General features: G+C 63.0%; 11 protein-coding genes. 10 read left to right on the top strand and 1 reads right to left on the bottom strand.

The features are described 5' to 3' along the window. The first annotated feature begins 164 nt into the window (after positions 1-164). On the top strand, positions 165-545 hold the full coding sequence (locus tag AC3A5O_RS19540) for a fe2+ zn2+ uptake regulation protein (protein ID WP_122568560.1): 381 nt from the start codon (positions 165-167) through the stop codon (positions 543-545). Between the two features lie 9 nt (positions 546-554). Here the strand turns inward: AC3A5O_RS19540 and AC3A5O_RS19535 are convergent, their stop codons facing one another. Next, the gene (locus AC3A5O_RS19535) at positions 555-743 is read right to left on the bottom strand and encodes a hypothetical protein (protein ID WP_042731964.1); all 189 of its coding nucleotides are present in this window, start codon (positions 741-743) and stop codon (positions 555-557) included. A 238-nt stretch (positions 744-981) separates the two neighbouring features. Here AC3A5O_RS19535 and AC3A5O_RS19530 point away from each other — a divergent pair, with 238 nt between their 5' ends. From AC3A5O_RS19530 to AC3A5O_RS19490, 9 genes are all read left to right on the top strand, one after another. Then, on the top strand, positions 982-2,976 hold the full coding sequence (locus tag AC3A5O_RS19530) for a methyl-accepting chemotaxis protein (RefSeq protein ID WP_487753586.1): 1,995 nt from the start codon (positions 982-984) through the stop codon (positions 2,974-2,976). A gap of 233 nt (positions 2,977-3,209) precedes the next feature. Beyond that, entirely contained in the window at positions 3,210-3,656 is a 447-nt protein-coding gene (locus tag AC3A5O_RS19525; RefSeq protein ID WP_060742242.1) for a DUF411 domain-containing protein, read from the top strand. Continuing rightward, positions 3,656-4,090, top strand: a complete 435-nt coding sequence (locus tag AC3A5O_RS19520) for a YqaA family protein (protein WP_122568558.1) — start codon at positions 3,656-3,658, stop codon at positions 4,088-4,090. Before AC3A5O_RS19525 ends, AC3A5O_RS19520 begins: the two co-directional genes overlap by 1 nt. An 85-nt stretch (positions 4,091-4,175) precedes the next feature. Then, positions 4,176-5,207: an alpha/beta fold hydrolase gene (locus AC3A5O_RS19515; RefSeq protein WP_487753585.1), complete on the top strand. Its 1,032-nt coding sequence runs from the start codon at positions 4,176-4,178 to the stop codon at positions 5,205-5,207. Positions 5,208-5,218: 11 nt separating this feature from the next. Next, entirely contained in the window at positions 5,219-6,181 is a 963-nt protein-coding gene (locus AC3A5O_RS19510; protein WP_487753584.1) for a D-2-hydroxyacid dehydrogenase family protein, read from the top strand. Between the two features lie 648 nt (positions 6,182-6,829). Continuing rightward, a complete protein-coding gene (glgA, locus tag AC3A5O_RS19505) occupies positions 6,830-8,401 on the top strand; it encodes a glycogen synthase GlgA (protein WP_122564608.1) in 1,572 nt (523 codons plus the stop codon). Between the two features lie 7 nt (positions 8,402-8,408). After that, positions 8,409-10,211, top strand: a complete 1,803-nt coding sequence (treZ, locus tag AC3A5O_RS19500; protein WP_122564609.1) for a malto-oligosyltrehalose trehalohydrolase — start codon at positions 8,409-8,411, stop codon at positions 10,209-10,211. Further along, positions 10,208-12,286, top strand: a complete 2,079-nt coding sequence (gene malQ, locus AC3A5O_RS19495) for a 4-alpha-glucanotransferase (RefSeq protein ID WP_122564610.1) — start codon at positions 10,208-10,210, stop codon at positions 12,284-12,286. The genes treZ and malQ overlap by 4 nt, the downstream gene beginning before the upstream one ends. Then, entirely contained in the window at positions 12,283-15,069 is a 2,787-nt protein-coding gene (locus tag AC3A5O_RS19490) for a malto-oligosyltrehalose synthase (RefSeq protein ID WP_487753583.1), read from the top strand. Before malQ ends, AC3A5O_RS19490 begins: the two co-directional genes overlap by 4 nt. Positions 15,070-15,075 lie beyond the last annotated feature (6 nt).

The following is a 15,075-nucleotide window of genomic DNA, read 5'->3' as shown; positions in this document are numbered from 1 at the left end:
CGGACGAAAAAAAATTAATGGCCTTGCGCCGCTTGAACACGGGGGTTTGACGAAGCGGGGGCAATTTTTTCACATCATCGTCCTCATGATTGCGCGTCCTCGTTCGTCCTATAACAGGAGAGTATTCGTGACCTTTTCTGATCAGGCTGGTAAGGAGTTTCTGCATGCGTAACGCGCAACTGCCCATGGAGGGCAAGCCAAGGCCAACCGGCGTCTCGCTGAACGCCACTCACCGTGAATTCGACAGGCCGCCAGAGCGCGGCGGCAATGACCACATCAGGCGCCTGCTCAAGAGCTTCGGGCTCAGGACCAGCCTGATTCGTCTTAAAGTCATCGACGCGCTGCTCAAGGCCGCCCACGAAAACCGCTGCCTGGGTGTGCGTGGTGTGCACAGCCAGTTATTGGGGTTGGACATTCCGTTGTCCTTTCTCAGCGTGCGCGAGGTATTGAAGCGCCTGTGCAGCGAAGGGGTCGTGACCCTCAACGCCGATAAAAGCTACCGCCTGCACCCCAGCGCGATGGCCGTGCTCGAGGCCGAGGAATGAAGCCGGCGCTCAGGGCTTGACCTTGCGCCGCATTACGCCGTTGATCACCACCACGATGACCGCCACGGCAATGGCGATGTATTGAAACAACTGCTCGCTGATCATGCCCTTGCCCTGCATCCAGGACAGCCCCAGCATGATAGCCAGGACGACGAGGACGATCAGAATCGAGTATTTCAAACGTTGTGAATGAGTCATTGCCAATTTCCTGAATGTATCCGTTCTGTATCCGAAGGCTTGTCAAGTCCGCACCCTATCGCCTGGATGACGGGTTGCCGACGGCCCCCATGGTACAGCCGAAGGCGTGTCTTCGTGCAATCCACTCGTTCTATCCCTCGACCAACTGACCTCTAAAGCTGCGTCCTCCCAGGCCGATATAGTCAGGACTGCCCATCCGCCTGCTCCAGAAAGTCGCCTTCGTGCAAGGACTTCCCACATGCCTTCATTCCGAACTATTCAGGCACGCTACACCCTGTTTCTGGTTATTTTCATGCTGGTGCTGTCCCTCCTGACGGTGGTGGGCATCAGTTATCTGGTCGCGCCCAAGCTGCGCCACACCGAGGAGCAAGTGGTCCTGAACCGCATCGCCGAGGTTGCCGAGCAGATCCAGGGCGAATTGAACAAGGTACAGGCGCAGCAACGCAGCATCACCCAGACCATCCCGCTGCTCGACAGCGATGCCATCGACAAAGTGTTGCCGGGGCTGGTGGATCAGTACGGCGAGTTGAAAGTCTTCGGCGGCGGGATCTGGCCCTTGCCCAACCAGCGGGCCGAGGGACGCAGCAAGTTCAGCACGTTCTGGCACCGCGACGCGTCCGGCAAACTGGTGGTCAATACCTTCTGGAACAGTGACGCCGCGCCCAACTATTACGAACAACCCTGGCACAAGGGCGGCATGGCCACTCCACCTGGCAAATGCGCCTGGGCTGCGGCCTATAAAGATGACGCCAGCGCCGAACCGCGCACCAACTGCGCCATGGCCATCCAGAAAAACGGCGTGCCTTACGGCGTGTCCACCATCGACGTGACCCTGGGCTTCTTCAATGAGCTGGTGGCACGCAAGGAAGCCGACCTGAGCGCCGAGATGCTGATCGTCGAAGGCGACGGCAAGATCATCAGCAACAGTTCGCGCATCAGCGGGCCGATCGTGCTGAAGAACATCAGCGAACTGGCGGCCACCTCGCCATTCGCCGCCCAGGTCAAGGCGGGCCTGGCCCAGCGCGACCAGCCGTTGCAGCGGGTCGAGTTCGACAACAAGGGCGAGGCCAGCACCTTCTTCATGCGCCCTATCGAAGGTTCGCCGTGGTTCCTGGCCACCGCATTGCCGACCCGCCTGATCACCGCCCAGCGCGACGATGTACTGAGCACGTTGAGCCTGCTGCAGATCCCGATGGTGATCCTGCTGGTCTTGATGCAGCTCTACGCGATCCGCCAGTTGACTAATCGCATGAAGGTGCTCAAAGGCAACATCGACGCCTTGTCCACCGGCGATGCCGACCTGACCCGACGCATCACCATCCGGGCCGAGGATGAATTGGGGGCGATTGGTCATTCGGTCAACCGCTTCATCGCTTACCTGCAAGGCATGATCGGTGAAGTCACTCAGGCCACCGGCGCCATGGCGTCGAGCCTGGGCGATCTGCAACGGACCTCGGCCCATACCAGCGAAATCCTGATGCGCCACGCCTCGGAAACCGACCAGACCGTGACCGCCATCACCCAGATGAGCTCTACGGCTGAAAGCGTCGCGCAAAACGCGGCCGAGACTGCGGCGTTCACCCAACGCGCCAACGAGCATGCCGATCGCTCCCGCGTCGTGGTCGGTGAGGCCTCCAGCAGTGTGGTGGCGTTGATCGATGAAGTCGCCAGCGCCACCCGCAAGGTCGAGAGCATGCAACAAGACGCCCAGCGCATCACCGAGATCCTGGGCGTGATCGGCGCCATCGCCGGGCAGACCAACCTGCTGGCGCTCAACGCCGCTATTGAGGCTGCCCGTGCCGGGGAGCAAGGCCGTGGTTTTGCCGTGGTGGCCGACGAAGTCCGCGCTCTCGCCGCCCGTACCCAGGCCAGTACCTCGGAAATCAACGAAATGCTGACCCGCCTGACCCAAGGCGTGAGTTCGTCGGTCTCGGCCATGGAAAACACCCAGGCCAGTTGCCAGTCGGCGGCCGATGCGACCTCCCGAGTCAACTCGGGCCTGGACGAAATGGCCGGCTCGGTCAGCCAGATCAACAGCCTCAGCACCCAGATCGCTACGGCCGCCGAGCAACAGAGCGCGGTGACCGAGGAGATCAATCGCAGCATGGTGCAAATCCGCCACATGGTGGAGGAACTGGTGGAAAGTGGCCTGGCCAGCGAGGCCAACACCCGGCAACTGCTGGACGCCAATAGTCGGGTGAATACGATCATGGGGCGGTTCAAGGTGCGCTGAAGCGTCTCCATTCACCTGTGTCAGATCTGTGGGAGCAAAGCTTGCTCGCGATAGAGTCGGATCAGCTGCAAGATTGTGACTGACAAACCGCTATCGCGAGCAAGCTCGCTCCCACAAGACTGCGTTCGTCCTTCCAGCCTGACAATTGTGTAATCCCCGCCTCAGCCCCCTGTCAGCTTGCCCTCGCTACTCTGTTATCCTCCCTCCAAACCGTTCGACAAGAGACCTCCTTCATGGCCAACCCCCTGCACCTGCTCGCCTTGAGCGCCCTGTTCATGACTACCTTGGCCCAGGCCGCCGAACCCGTCACCATCGATGTGCACCGCGACGCCAATTGCGGCTGCTGCAAGAAGTGGATCTCGCATCTGCAAGAAAACGGCTTCAAGGTCAACGACCATGTCGAGGCCGACATGAGTTCGGTCAAGCAACGCCTGGGCGTGGCGCCAAACCTGCGTTCCTGCCACACCGCCGAAATCAACGGCAAATTCGTCGAAGGCCATGTTCCGGCCGACCAGGTGCTGGCGTTGAGCAAGCGCGACGACTTGCTCGGCGTAGCCGCCCCCGGCATGCCCATGGGCTCGCCCGGCATGGAAATGGACGGCATGAGCGATGCCTATCAAGTGATTGGCCTGAAGAAAGACGGGACCCAAACCGTAGTGGCGGATTACCCGGCCCACTGATGGGCGAAGCCTATATCGGCTTGTTTCTGGCGGCTTTCGGTGCGGCGACCTTGCTGCCGCTGCAATCGGAGGCCTTGTTGGTCGGCCTGCTGCTCAGCGAGCGCCACGAAACCTGGCTGTTGCTGGGGGTCGCCACGGTCGGCAACGTCCTGGGTTCGCTGGTGAACTGGTGGCTGGGCACGCGCCTGGAGCACTTCAAGGACCGACGCTGGTTCCCGGTCAGCCCGGCTCACCTGGACAAGGCTCGCGTGCATTACCAGCGCTTCGGCCGCTGGTCGCTGCTGCTCAGTTGGCTGCCGATCATCGGCGATCCGTTGACCCTGGTGGCCGGGGTGATGGGCGAGCCGTGGCGGCGCTTCCTGCTGATCGTGACCCTGGCCAAAGGCCTGCGCTATGGCGTGCTCGCCCTCGCCACGCTGGGCTGGATGGGTTGAACATTCGGTCCGTTCGGTTGCCTGTGGTTAATACCGCCATAATCGGGTCGCGCCAGGATCGGCCGCGGCCACAAGGAGATTGACCATGTCCCGAACCCCCACGCGCTGGTTGCCCAGCCTGCTCTTCACCGTCGCCCTGCCCCTGCTCGCCCAGGCCGCCACCCCGCCGGAAGGCCCGGCCTACGGCGCTCAGCTGGAGGGCTTCGAATACCCCTATACCCTCAAGCACTTCGCCTTCCAGTCCCAGGGCAAATCGTTGCAGATGGGCTATATGGACGTGCCGGCCCAAGGCAAGGTCAATGGCCGTACCGTGGTGCTGATGCACGGCAAGAATTTCTGCGCCGCCACCTGGGGCGATTCGATCAAGGTGTTGAGCGAGGCCGGCTACCGGGTCATCGCGGCGGACCAGGTCGGTTTCTGCACCTCGAGCAAACCCGAGCATTACCAGTACAGCTTCCAGCAACTGGCGACCAACACCCAAGCCTTGCTCAAGGCCCTCGGTGTACAGAACGCCATCGTCCTCGGCCATTCCACCGGCGGCATGCTCGCCACTCGGTACGCCTTGCAGTTCCCCGATCAGGTCGAGCGCCTGGCAATGGTCAACCCCATTGGCCTGGAGGATTGGAAAGCCCTGGGCGTGCCCTATCGCACCGTGGACCAATGGTACGCCCGTGAGCTGAAAGTCACCGCCGAGGGCATTCGCAATTACGAGCGCACGACGTATTACGCCGGCCGTTGGAAACCTGAGTTCGACCGTTGGGTGGACATGCTCGCCGGCTTGAACAAGGGCCCGGGTCATACGCAAGTGGCGTGGAACTCGGCGCTGATCTACGACATGATCTTCACCCAGCCGGTCTATTACGAGTTCAAGGACCTGACCGTGCCCACCCTGCTGTTGATCGGTACCTCCGACACCACCGCCATCGGCAGCGACATCGCGCCGCCGGCGGTCAAGGCCAAACTGGGCCACTACGAGGTACTGGGCAAGCAGGTGGCCGGGCTGATTCCCCGCTCGACCCTGGTGGAGTTCCCCAATCTGGGGCATGCCCCGCAGATGGAAGAGCCGGATCGGTTCCACAAGGCCCTGCTGGGCTGGCTGGACAAACCCATTCCCTGACGAGGTGTTCCATGGCGGTGCAAATAGCAGTCATAGACGATTGGCAAGATGTGGCACGCGATGTGGTGGACTGGTCGGTGCTGGACAGCATCGGCCAGGTGACGTTTCTCCACGACTATCCCGCCGACCGCGACACCCTCGCCGAACGCTTGCAGCGCTTCGAAGTGATTTGCGTGATGCGCGAACGCACCGTGTTCGACGAAGGCCTGCTGCGCCGCCTGCCCAATCTCAAGCTGCTGCTCACCGGCGGCATGCGCAATGCCGCCCTGGACCTGAAGGCCGCTGCCGAGCTGGGCATCCAGGTGTGCGGCACCGACAGCTACAAGCACGCCGCACCCGAATTGACCTGGGCGCTGATCATGGCCCTGACCCGCAACCTGGTGCCGGAAGCCAATGCCTTGCGCGCCGGCCTGTGGCAGCAAGGCCTGGGCGGCGACCTGCACGGCAAGACACTGGCGATCCTCGGCCTGGGTAGCATCGGCACACGGGTGGCGCAGTTCGGCCAGGTGTTCGGCATGCGAGTCATCGCCTGGAGCCAGAACCTCAGCGCCGAGCGGGCTGCCGAAGTCGGCGTGACCTACGTCAGCAAGCAGGCGTTGTTCGAACAGGCCGACATTCTCTCGATCCACCTGGTGCTCGGCGAACGCACTCGCGGCCTGGTGGATGCCCAGGCGCTGGGCTGGATGAAACCCGAAGCGCTGCTGGTCAACACCTCCCGCGGGCCGATCGTCGACGAAACCGCCCTGATCGACGCCCTCCAGCACCAGCGCCTGGCTGGCGCCGCCCTGGACGTCTTCGCCCAGGAACCCCTGCCTGCCGACCATCCCTTCCGCACCCTGGACAACGTACTGGCCACGCCTCATGTGGGTTACGTCAGCCGACAGAATTACCAACAGTTCTATTCCCTGATGATCGAAGACCTGCAGGCCTGGGCAAAGGGCACGCCGATTCGATTGCTGACGCCGGCGGGTTGAACCCGCTACATCACCCACCATCATGCCCCTTGTGGGAGCGAGCTTGCTCGCGATAGCGGAGGATCAGTTGCAAGGTTTGTGGCTGACACACCGCTATCGCGAGCAAGCTCGCTCCCACAGGAGACAGTGTGTTTGCCAGGGTGTTATTGGCCATTAAAACGCCTCTATTCCACCCGCCCCTTGATGGTGCAGCACGCCATTCCATCGCGCACGGCAATGAACCAACCCCCTCCCCCTACACTTTTTTCTTTGCAGGAAACTGCACTTCGTCGGTGCGTATTCCTCTTCGTCGTGTAAGACATTGCCGCTAAAAAACGTGATTGTCGGACAATGCGACGAACCGAGGCGCACCGCTCTAGGATCTGACCTAGACTGCCTAACCGGGGGGAAAACCGACCGGTCATCCAGACGAAAAAAAGTCGAAACTTTTCGCAACGGCGACAGGTCAGGTTAGAGGTAGGGCAACAGCGACTGGTGCAGTCCTTGCACTGGTCATTGCAACAGCTCCTTCAGCTGATTCGCTTCGCCGCGTTTGGGTAGCCGTTCGCTTTCCTTGCGTTGCGCTTGTGCGCCTGGCCGCAGGATTTGGCCAATGAAACAACAGCTCTGGCGCGTGCCGGAAACAGATCGAGAAAATGGGAGATATGTATGATCAGTGCTGCCTTGGAACCACAACACGTCCGTTCTCAATTACCGCCGGCGGCCGAATCGCCGACGGCCCCGGTGCTGGCCACCGGCGGCAAGGCACTGCTCCCCGTCGTTCGACAGAACCCCAATCGCAAGAAAGTCCTGTTCGTCACCTCGGAAATCGCCGACCTGGTCAAGACCGGCGGCTTGGGCGACGTGTCCTCGGCACTGCCCCGGGCCATGGCCGGGCTGCATGATGTCCGGGTGTTGATCCCTGGTTATCCGCAAGTGATGAACAGCGGCAATCCGATCCACGTCGTCGGCGAGCTGGGCGGCCACGCCGCGCTGCCGCCCTGCAAGATCGGGCGCATGGACATGGCCGACGGCCTGGTGATCTACGTACTGATCTGCCCGGAACTGTTTGCCCGCGAAGGCTCGCCCTACGGTGCCAACAACGGCCGCGACTGGCCCGACAACCACATTCGCTTCGCCCGCCTGGGCTTGGCGGCTGCCGACATCGCCGCCAACCTGGCGCAGATCCATTGGTGCCCGGACCTGGTCCACGCCCACGACTGGCCAGCCGGGTTGGCGCCGGCGTACATGCACTGGCGCGGGCAACGCACCCCGACCCTGTTTACCATCCACAACCTGGCGTACCAGGGTGTGGTCAGCTTGGCCTCCTGCCCGGAACTGGGCATCCCCGAGCACGCCCTGCAACAGGAAGGCATGGAGTTCTACGGCAAATTGTCGTTCCTCAAGGCCGGGATGGCCTACTCCAGCCATATCACCACCGTCAGCGCCACCTACGCCCAGGAGATCACCACCCCGGCGTTTGGTTGCGGGCTCGACGGTTTCCTCGCGGCCAAGACCCAACAAGGCTTGCTCAGCGGCATCCCCAACGGCATCGATGAAAGCTGGGACTCGGCCACCGACACTCACCTGTTTCGCCAGTTCGCCATGGGCGACTGGGAAGGCAAGTCCGTCAACGCGAGCCATGTACGGGAACTGTTTGGTCTCGACGATTCCACGGGCCCGTTGTTCGCCGTGGTGTCGCGCCTGGTCTACCAGAAAGGCCTGGACCTGACCGAAGCGGTCGCCGAGTTCATCGTCGAGTCCGGCGGCCAGATCGCCATCATCGGCCGCGGCGAACCGGAGGAAGAACAGGCCATGCGCGAACTGGCTCTGCGCTTCCCCGGCCGCATTGGCGTGCGCATCGGCTTCAACGAAACCGATGCGCGGCGGATGTTCGCCGGCAGCGATTTCCTGCTGATGCCGTCGCGCTATGAGCCCTGCGGCTTAAGCCAGATGTACGCCCAACGTTTCGGCTCGCTGCCGGTGGCGCGCAATACCGGAGGCCTGGCGGACACCATCGAAGATGGCATCACCGGCTTCCTGTTCGATGAATCCACCGTAGAGAGCTATCAACAAGCCTTGAGCCGAGCCTTCAAGGTCTTCGAATTCCCCGACCTGCTCAACGCCATGCGCTGCCGGGCCATGTCTGCTCCGTTCAACTGGTGCAAGGCCGTGGAACCCTACGCCGAACTCTACGAACAGCTGGTGGCGAAGTCACTGGGAAAATCGGCCAGACAATGAGGTAACAATGACGTCAAGGACGCCTGAGACATGGACCCACGGGGCGGTCATGCTGGATGACGAGCACACCCGCTTCGCCCTCTGGGCCCCGGATGCTTTTTTTGTCAGTGTCGAACTCGACACTGGAGATTCAATACCGCTACTGCCCCAAGCCGACGGCTGGTTCATGATTCAGACCCGTTGCCCCGCCGGCACCCGCTATCGCTACAACATCGATGGCGAGCTGGAGGTGCCGGACCCGGCCTCTCGCGCCCAGGCCGGCGACATCGACCGCCACAGCGTGGTGGTCGACCCGCATGCCTACCCGTGGCGGCACACCCAATGGTCCGGCCGCCCCTGGCACGAAGCCGTGATCTACGAATTGCACGTGGGCGCCCTGGGCGGCTTCAACGGCGTCGAACAGCATTTGGCTCGCCTGGCCGGGTTGGGCGTCACCGCCATCGAGCTGATGCCACTGGCGCAGTTTCCCGGCGATCGCAACTGGGGCTACGACGGGGTCCTGCCCTACGCACCCCAGGCCTCCTACGGCACACCTGAACAGCTCAAGCATCTGATCGACAGCGCCCACGGCCATGGGCTGTCCGTCATCCTGGATGTGGTTTACAACCACTTCGGCCCCGACGGCAATTACCTGCACCGCTATGCCAAGGGCTTCTTCCGCGAAGACAAGCACACACCCTGGGGCGCGGCGATTGATTTCCGCCGCCGCGAAGTGCGGGACTTCTTTATCGACAATGCGCTCATGTGGTTGCTGGAGTACCGTTTCGACGGCCTGCGCCTCGACGCGGTACACGCCATCGAAGACCCGGACTTTCTCCAGGAACTGGCGGCCAGGGTGCGCGAACAGGTAGATCCGATCCGGCATGTCTGGCTAACCGTGGAAAACGAACACAACCAGGCCAGCCTGCTGGAACAGGGCTACGACGCCCAGTGGAACGACGATGGCCACAATGCCCTCCACGTGCTGCTGACCGGTGAGACCGACGCCTACTACGCCGACTATGCCGAGCAACCGACGGAACAACTGGCACGCTGCCTGAGCCAGGGTTTCGTCTTCCAGGGCCACCTCAATCGCCACGGCGAATCCCGGGGAGAACCCAGCGGTCACTTGCCACCGAGCGCGTTCGTGCTGTTCCTGCAGAACCACGACCAGGTTGGCAACCGTGCCCTGGGCGAACGCCTGCATCAGCTTGCCGCGCCCCAGGCCGTGCAAGCGGCGACGGCATTGTTGCTGTTGTCACCGATGATCCCACTGCTGTTCATGGGCGACGAGGTGGCGGCCGAACAACCGTTCCTGTTCTTTACCAGTCATCACGGCGAGCTGGCAGAGCTGGTGCGCGAAGGCCGACGCAACGAGTTCAAGGCGTTCAGTGCCTTTGCCGATCCGCAGACACGCGAGCGGATTCCCGACCCGAACGCGGCCAGCACCTTCGAGGCTTCACGGCCAAGCCTGGAACCGCAACGAGCGGAACAGCAGGCCAGCGAGGCGCTGTATCGCCAACTGCTGAAAATCCGCCGTGAAGAGATCGTCCCGCGCCTGCCCGGCGCCCAGGCCCTGGGGGCCGATGTGCTGGGCAACGGCGCCGTCTGCGCGCGCTGGCGACTGGGCGATGGCAGTGTGTTGCGCATCGACCTGAACCTTGGTGATCAGCCCGTCGAACACCACGCCCCGGAAGAGGCACGCATTCTTTTCGAACATCCGCAGCACGTCATGGGTCTGTTGCAACAGGGCGTCCTTGCGCCCCACAGCGCGCTGGTCAGTCTGACGCAGGCGACAACCTTGCCCAACATCACTGGAGAGCGCCTATGAGCGATGCGCAATTGGAAATCCTCGCCAGCCGAGCGGGCCTGGCGGTGGATTGGATCGATGCCAACGGCCGGCCCCAGAAGGTCTCGCCGGCCGTCTTGCGTTCAGTCCTCACTGGCCTGGGCCATCCCGCCGGCAGCGCCCAGGAAATCGACGCCAGCCTGCTGCAGTTGCAGGAAGATCAACAGAACCATCAGCTGCCACCGCTGATCACCGCCGACGTCGGGGCCAGCCTGGACTTGAGCCGCTACTTCGAGGCCGGGACACCTTGCGAAATCAAACTCGAAGACGGCGCGACACTGAACCTGAACCTCGATGCCGACGCCAAGCTGCCGGGGATGATCCCAGTGGGTTATCAGCACGTCAGCATCCGGGACCAGCATTTCACCCTCGCCGTCGCGCCCGCCCGCTGCTACAGCGTGGCCGATGCCGTGGACGACCCGACGCCACGGGCCTGGGGCCTGAGCGCGCAGCTGTATGCCTTGCGACGCCCCGGTGACGGTGGCTTCGGTGACACCCAGGCCCTGGAAGAACTGGCCCGTGTGGCTGGCGAGCGCGGTGCCGAAGCCATTGCCATCAGCCCGATGCACGCGATGTTCAGCAGCGACACCGGGCGCTACAGCCCTTACTCACCGTCCAGCCGACTGTTCCTCAACAGCCTGTACGCCGCGCCCGGCACCATCCTCGGTGAACGCGCCCTGCGCTCCGCTATCGACGCCACCGGCTTGACCAACCAACTGCGCGCCCTGGAAGAGCAGCCGCTGATCGATTGGCCGGTCGCCGCCCAGGCCAAGCAGAAAATCCTCCGCGCCCTGTACGACGGGTTCAGCCAGGGTGCGCACCCGCTGCACGAAGACTTCAGCAGTTTCCGCCACACCAGCGGCGAAGCCTTGGAAAACCATTGCCGCTTCGAGGCCTTGCAGGCCGAACGCGCCGCCCGGGGCGAAAGCCTCGACTGGCGGCAGTGGCCGGAGGAATGGCGCGATCCGCGCAGCTCGGCCCTGGCCCACTTCGCCGAAGAAAATGCCGACGAGATCGGTTTCTACGCCTTTTGCCAATGGTTGATCGCCCGTTGCCTGGAACGCGCCCAGAGCGCAGCCAAATCCAGCGGCATGGGCATCGGCTTGATCGCCGACCTGGCGGTGGGGGCCGATGGCGGTGGCAGCCAGGCCTGGAGTCGCCAGGACGAACTGCTCGCATCGTTGACCGTGGGCGCCCCGCCAGACATTCTCAACCGCTCCGGCCAAGGCTGGGGCATTTCGGCGTTCTCCCCGGAAGGCCTGGTGCGCAACGGCTTTCGCGCCTTCATTGAAATGCTGCGGGCCAACTTCGCCCACGCTGGTGGCTTGCGCATCGATCATGTCATGGGTTTGCAACGGCTCTGGGTGATCCCTAACGACGCCCCGCCCAGCGACGGTGCCTACCTTTATTATCCAGTGGACGACCTGCTGCGCCTGCTGGCACTGGAATCCCATCGGCACCAGGCCATCGTCCTCGGCGAAGACCTCGGTACCGTACCGGAGGGCTTGCGGGACAAACTCAGCGCACGCTCGATCCTCGGCATGCGCGTGCTCTTGTTCGAACAGGACAACACCCACTTCAAGCCTATCCTCGACTGGCCGGACAACGCCTTGGCGACCACCAGCACCCACGACTTGCCGACGCTCAACGGCTGGTGGCACGGTCACGACATCGACTGGAACGCCCGGCTGGACCTGATCGATTCCCCCACCGAAATGGACTGGCGCAAACACCGCGAGCGCGAACGCGAAGGCCTGCGCCAAGTGCTCAACCAGGATCCGCAGAACTTTCGCGAAGAACATCGCGAGACCGACCAGGTGCTGGATGCCAGCGTGCGTTTCCTCGGCCACACCCGCGCGCCGCTGGTGTTGTTGCCGCTCGAAGATGCCCTGGGCATCGAGGAGCAGGCCAACCTGCCTGGTACCACCGACACCCATCCCAATTGGCGCCGCCGCCTCGCCGGGCAAAGCCAGGCGTTGCTGGATCACCCGGACGCCGCCCGGCGTCTGGAAATACTCGCCTGCGCGAGGCTTCAGGCGAACGAGCGTGACCGATGAAACAGACGTTGATCCAACCCCTGCGGGCAACATTGCGCCTGCAGTTTCATAAAGGCTTCACCCTGGACGATGCCATCCCCCAGGTGCCGTACTTCGCCTCGCTGGGCATCAGCCACATTTATGCCTCGCCGCTGCTCAAGGCCCGCGCCGGGTCCATGCACGGCTACGATGTCGTCGACCCGACCCTGGTCAACCCCGAGCTGGGTGGCGAAGCCGCGCTCAAGCGTCTGGTCGCCGCCTTGCGCGAGCACCGGATGGGCTTGATCCTCGACATCGTCTCCAATCACATGGCTGTTGGCGGCAATGACAACCCCTGGTGGCTGGATCTGCTGGAATGGGGACGCCTGAGCCCGTACGGCGAGTTCTTCGACATCCAGTGGCATTCCCCGGACCCGCTGATGGAAGGCCAATTGTTACTGCCGTTTCTGGGCAGCGACTACGGCGTGGCCTTGCAGGAAGGCACCTTGCAATTGCGCTTCGACGCCACCCACGGCAGCTTCTACGTCGAGCACTATGAACACCGCTTCCCGATTTGCCCGATGCACTACGGCGAACTGCTCAAACCGGCCGAAACCCCGCCCGTCGAGCAAGCCGAAGCGCTCAAGACCCTGGCTGAGCGCTTCACCACGCTCAATTACCAGACCGATGCCCACACCCTCGCCCGCCCGTTGCAAACGGAGTTGCAGGCGCTGGTGGCACAAACCGGGATCCTGGCCGCCATCGAGGACAACCTGAGTGGCTATGACTCCACCCAGCCCCTGGGTTTCGAACGCCTGCATCAGTTGCTGGAGCGCCAGAGCTACCGCCTCGCCAGCTGGCGCACCGCGGCGGACGATATCAATTGGCGGCGTTTTTTCGATGTCAACGAACTGGGCGGGCTGCGGGTCGAGCGTCCAGCAGTATTCGAAGCCACTCATGCAAAGATCTTCGAGTTGATCGGCGAGGGACTGGTGGACGGGCTGCGGATCGATCACATCGACGGTCTCGCCGACCCTCGGGGTTACTGCCGCAAACTACGCCGACGCGTCGATTCACTGTCGCCGAACCGACACTTGCCGATTTTCGTCGAAAAGATCCTTGGTGATGGCGAGACCTTGCGGCGGGACTGGAACATCGACGGCAGTACCGGTTACGAGTTCATGAACCAGGTCTCGCTGCTGCAGCATGACCCGGCCGGCGCCGCTCCCCTCGCCGAGTTCTGGAGCCGGCACAGTGAGCGGCCGGCGCACTTCATCGAAGAAGCCCGCCTGGCCCGCCAGCAGATACTCAATGGCTCCCTGGCCGGGGATTTCGAAAGCGTCGCCCAGGCCTTGCTGCAAGTGGCCCGGGACGATGTGATGACCCGCGACCTGACGCTGGGCGCGATTCGACGGGCCTTGCAGGAGTTGATCGTGCATTTCCCGGTGTACCGCACCTACATCACACCCCTGGGACGCGCCGCCGAAGACGAAATGTTTTTCAACCAGGCCCTGGAAGGCGCCCGGCAAACCCTCAGCGAAGCCGACTGGCCGGTGCTCGATTGCCTGGCCGGCTGGCTCGGTGGAATGCCCTGGCGGCAACGCCCGCGCGGCAGCCAGCGCAAACGCCTGCGTCACGCCTGCGTGCGCTTCCAGCAACTGACCTCGCCGGCCGCCGCCAAAGCCGTGGAGGACACCGCCCTCTATCGCTCGGCGGTGCTGTTGTCGCGCAATGACGTGGGCTATAACACCGAGCGTTTCAGCGCCCCGGTGCAGGAATTCCACCAAGCGTGTCTCGAACGCCTCGAGCATTTTCCCGACAACCTGATGACCACCGCCACCCACGACCACAAGCGCGGCGAAGACACCCGCGCCAGGCTGGCCGTGCTCAGCGAACGCGCCGACTGGTACGCCGCCTGCGTCGAACAATGGCGCATCCTCGCGCCTTCACTGCACAGCGATCCGGCGGCGCCCTCGGCCGGTGATGAGCTGATCCTTTACCAGGCACTGCTCGGCAGTTGGCCGCTGGACCTTGACCATCAGGACCACAAGGCATTGGCCGCCTACAACGAGCGCCTGTGGCAATGGCAACGCAAGGCCTTGCGTGAAGCCAAGCTGCAAAGCAGTTGGGCGGCGGTCAACGACGCTTACGAACAAGCCACACAGATGTTCCTCGAACGCCTGCTGCTGGGCGATGAGGGGTTGCCCTTGCGCAGCGCCATCGCCGAGGCGGTCCAGGCCGTGGCCCCGGCGGGTGCCCTCAACAGTCTGGCGCAAACTTTGCTGCGCATGACCGTACCCGGCGTACCGGACCTGTACCAAGGCAACGAGTTCTGGGACTTCAGCCTGGTGGACCCGGACAACCGTCGCCCGGTGGATTTCCAGGCACGCCGCGAGGCGATGCGCGCCGAGAACACCCCTACCGCGTTGGTACGCGATTGGCGTGACGGCCGGATCAAGCAAGCCTTGATCGCCAGGACACTGGCCGTGCGGGCCGAGTATCCGCAGTTATGGCGCCAGGGCCGCTACCAACCGCTGGAAGTGCTCGGCGAACAGGCCCAGCGGATACTGGCCTTCATGCGCGAGGACTCGCAACAACGGGCGATCATTGTCGTACCGGTCCATGCGGCGCACTTGCTGGAAAACAGTGCCGTGCCGCTGGTGGCTGCGTCGGATTGGGGCGATACCCGCATATCGTTACCGTTCGCCGCCCAGGATGAAAAACTGAAGGGACTTTTTTCAAGCGTCACAGTCACACCCCAAAGGGAGCTGCTGATCAGCACCGCGCTGGGGAATTTCCCGGTCAATGTCTTTATCCAATCTTGAGTTGAA

Source organism: Pseudomonas sp. Soil_N_39 (genome assembly GCF_057655955.1).
This window is presented reverse-complemented; position numbering and strand designations above follow the sequence as displayed.

What these genes read in the sequence shown, in the direction of transcription:
- AC3A5O_RS19540 (WP_122568560.1), top strand. Translation starts at nt 165, where the DNA reads ATGCGTAACGCGCAACTGCCCATGGAGGGCAAGCCAAGGCCAACCGGC.
- AC3A5O_RS19530 (WP_487753586.1), top strand. Translation starts at nt 982, where the DNA reads ATGCCTTCATTCCGAACTATTCAGGCACGCTACACCCTGTTTCTGGTT.
- treZ (WP_122564609.1), top strand. Translation starts at nt 8,409, where the DNA reads ATGACGTCAAGGACGCCTGAGACATGGACCCACGGGGCGGTCATGCTG.
- AC3A5O_RS19535 (WP_042731964.1), bottom strand. Translation starts at nt 743, where the DNA reads ATGACTCATTCACAACGTTTGAAATACTCGATTCTGATCGTCCTCGTC.
- malQ (WP_122564610.1), top strand. Translation starts at nt 10,208, where the DNA reads ATGAGCGATGCGCAATTGGAAATCCTCGCCAGCCGAGCGGGCCTGGCG.
- AC3A5O_RS19515 (WP_487753585.1), top strand. Translation starts at nt 4,176, where the DNA reads ATGTCCCGAACCCCCACGCGCTGGTTGCCCAGCCTGCTCTTCACCGTC.
- AC3A5O_RS19510 (WP_487753584.1), top strand. Translation starts at nt 5,219, where the DNA reads ATGGCGGTGCAAATAGCAGTCATAGACGATTGGCAAGATGTGGCACGC.
- AC3A5O_RS19520 (WP_122568558.1), top strand. Translation starts at nt 3,656, where the DNA reads ATGGGCGAAGCCTATATCGGCTTGTTTCTGGCGGCTTTCGGTGCGGCG.
- AC3A5O_RS19490 (WP_487753583.1), top strand. Translation starts at nt 12,283, where the DNA reads ATGAAACAGACGTTGATCCAACCCCTGCGGGCAACATTGCGCCTGCAG.
- glgA (WP_122564608.1), top strand. Translation starts at nt 6,830, where the DNA reads ATGATCAGTGCTGCCTTGGAACCACAACACGTCCGTTCTCAATTACCG.
- AC3A5O_RS19525 (WP_060742242.1), top strand. Translation starts at nt 3,210, where the DNA reads ATGGCCAACCCCCTGCACCTGCTCGCCTTGAGCGCCCTGTTCATGACT.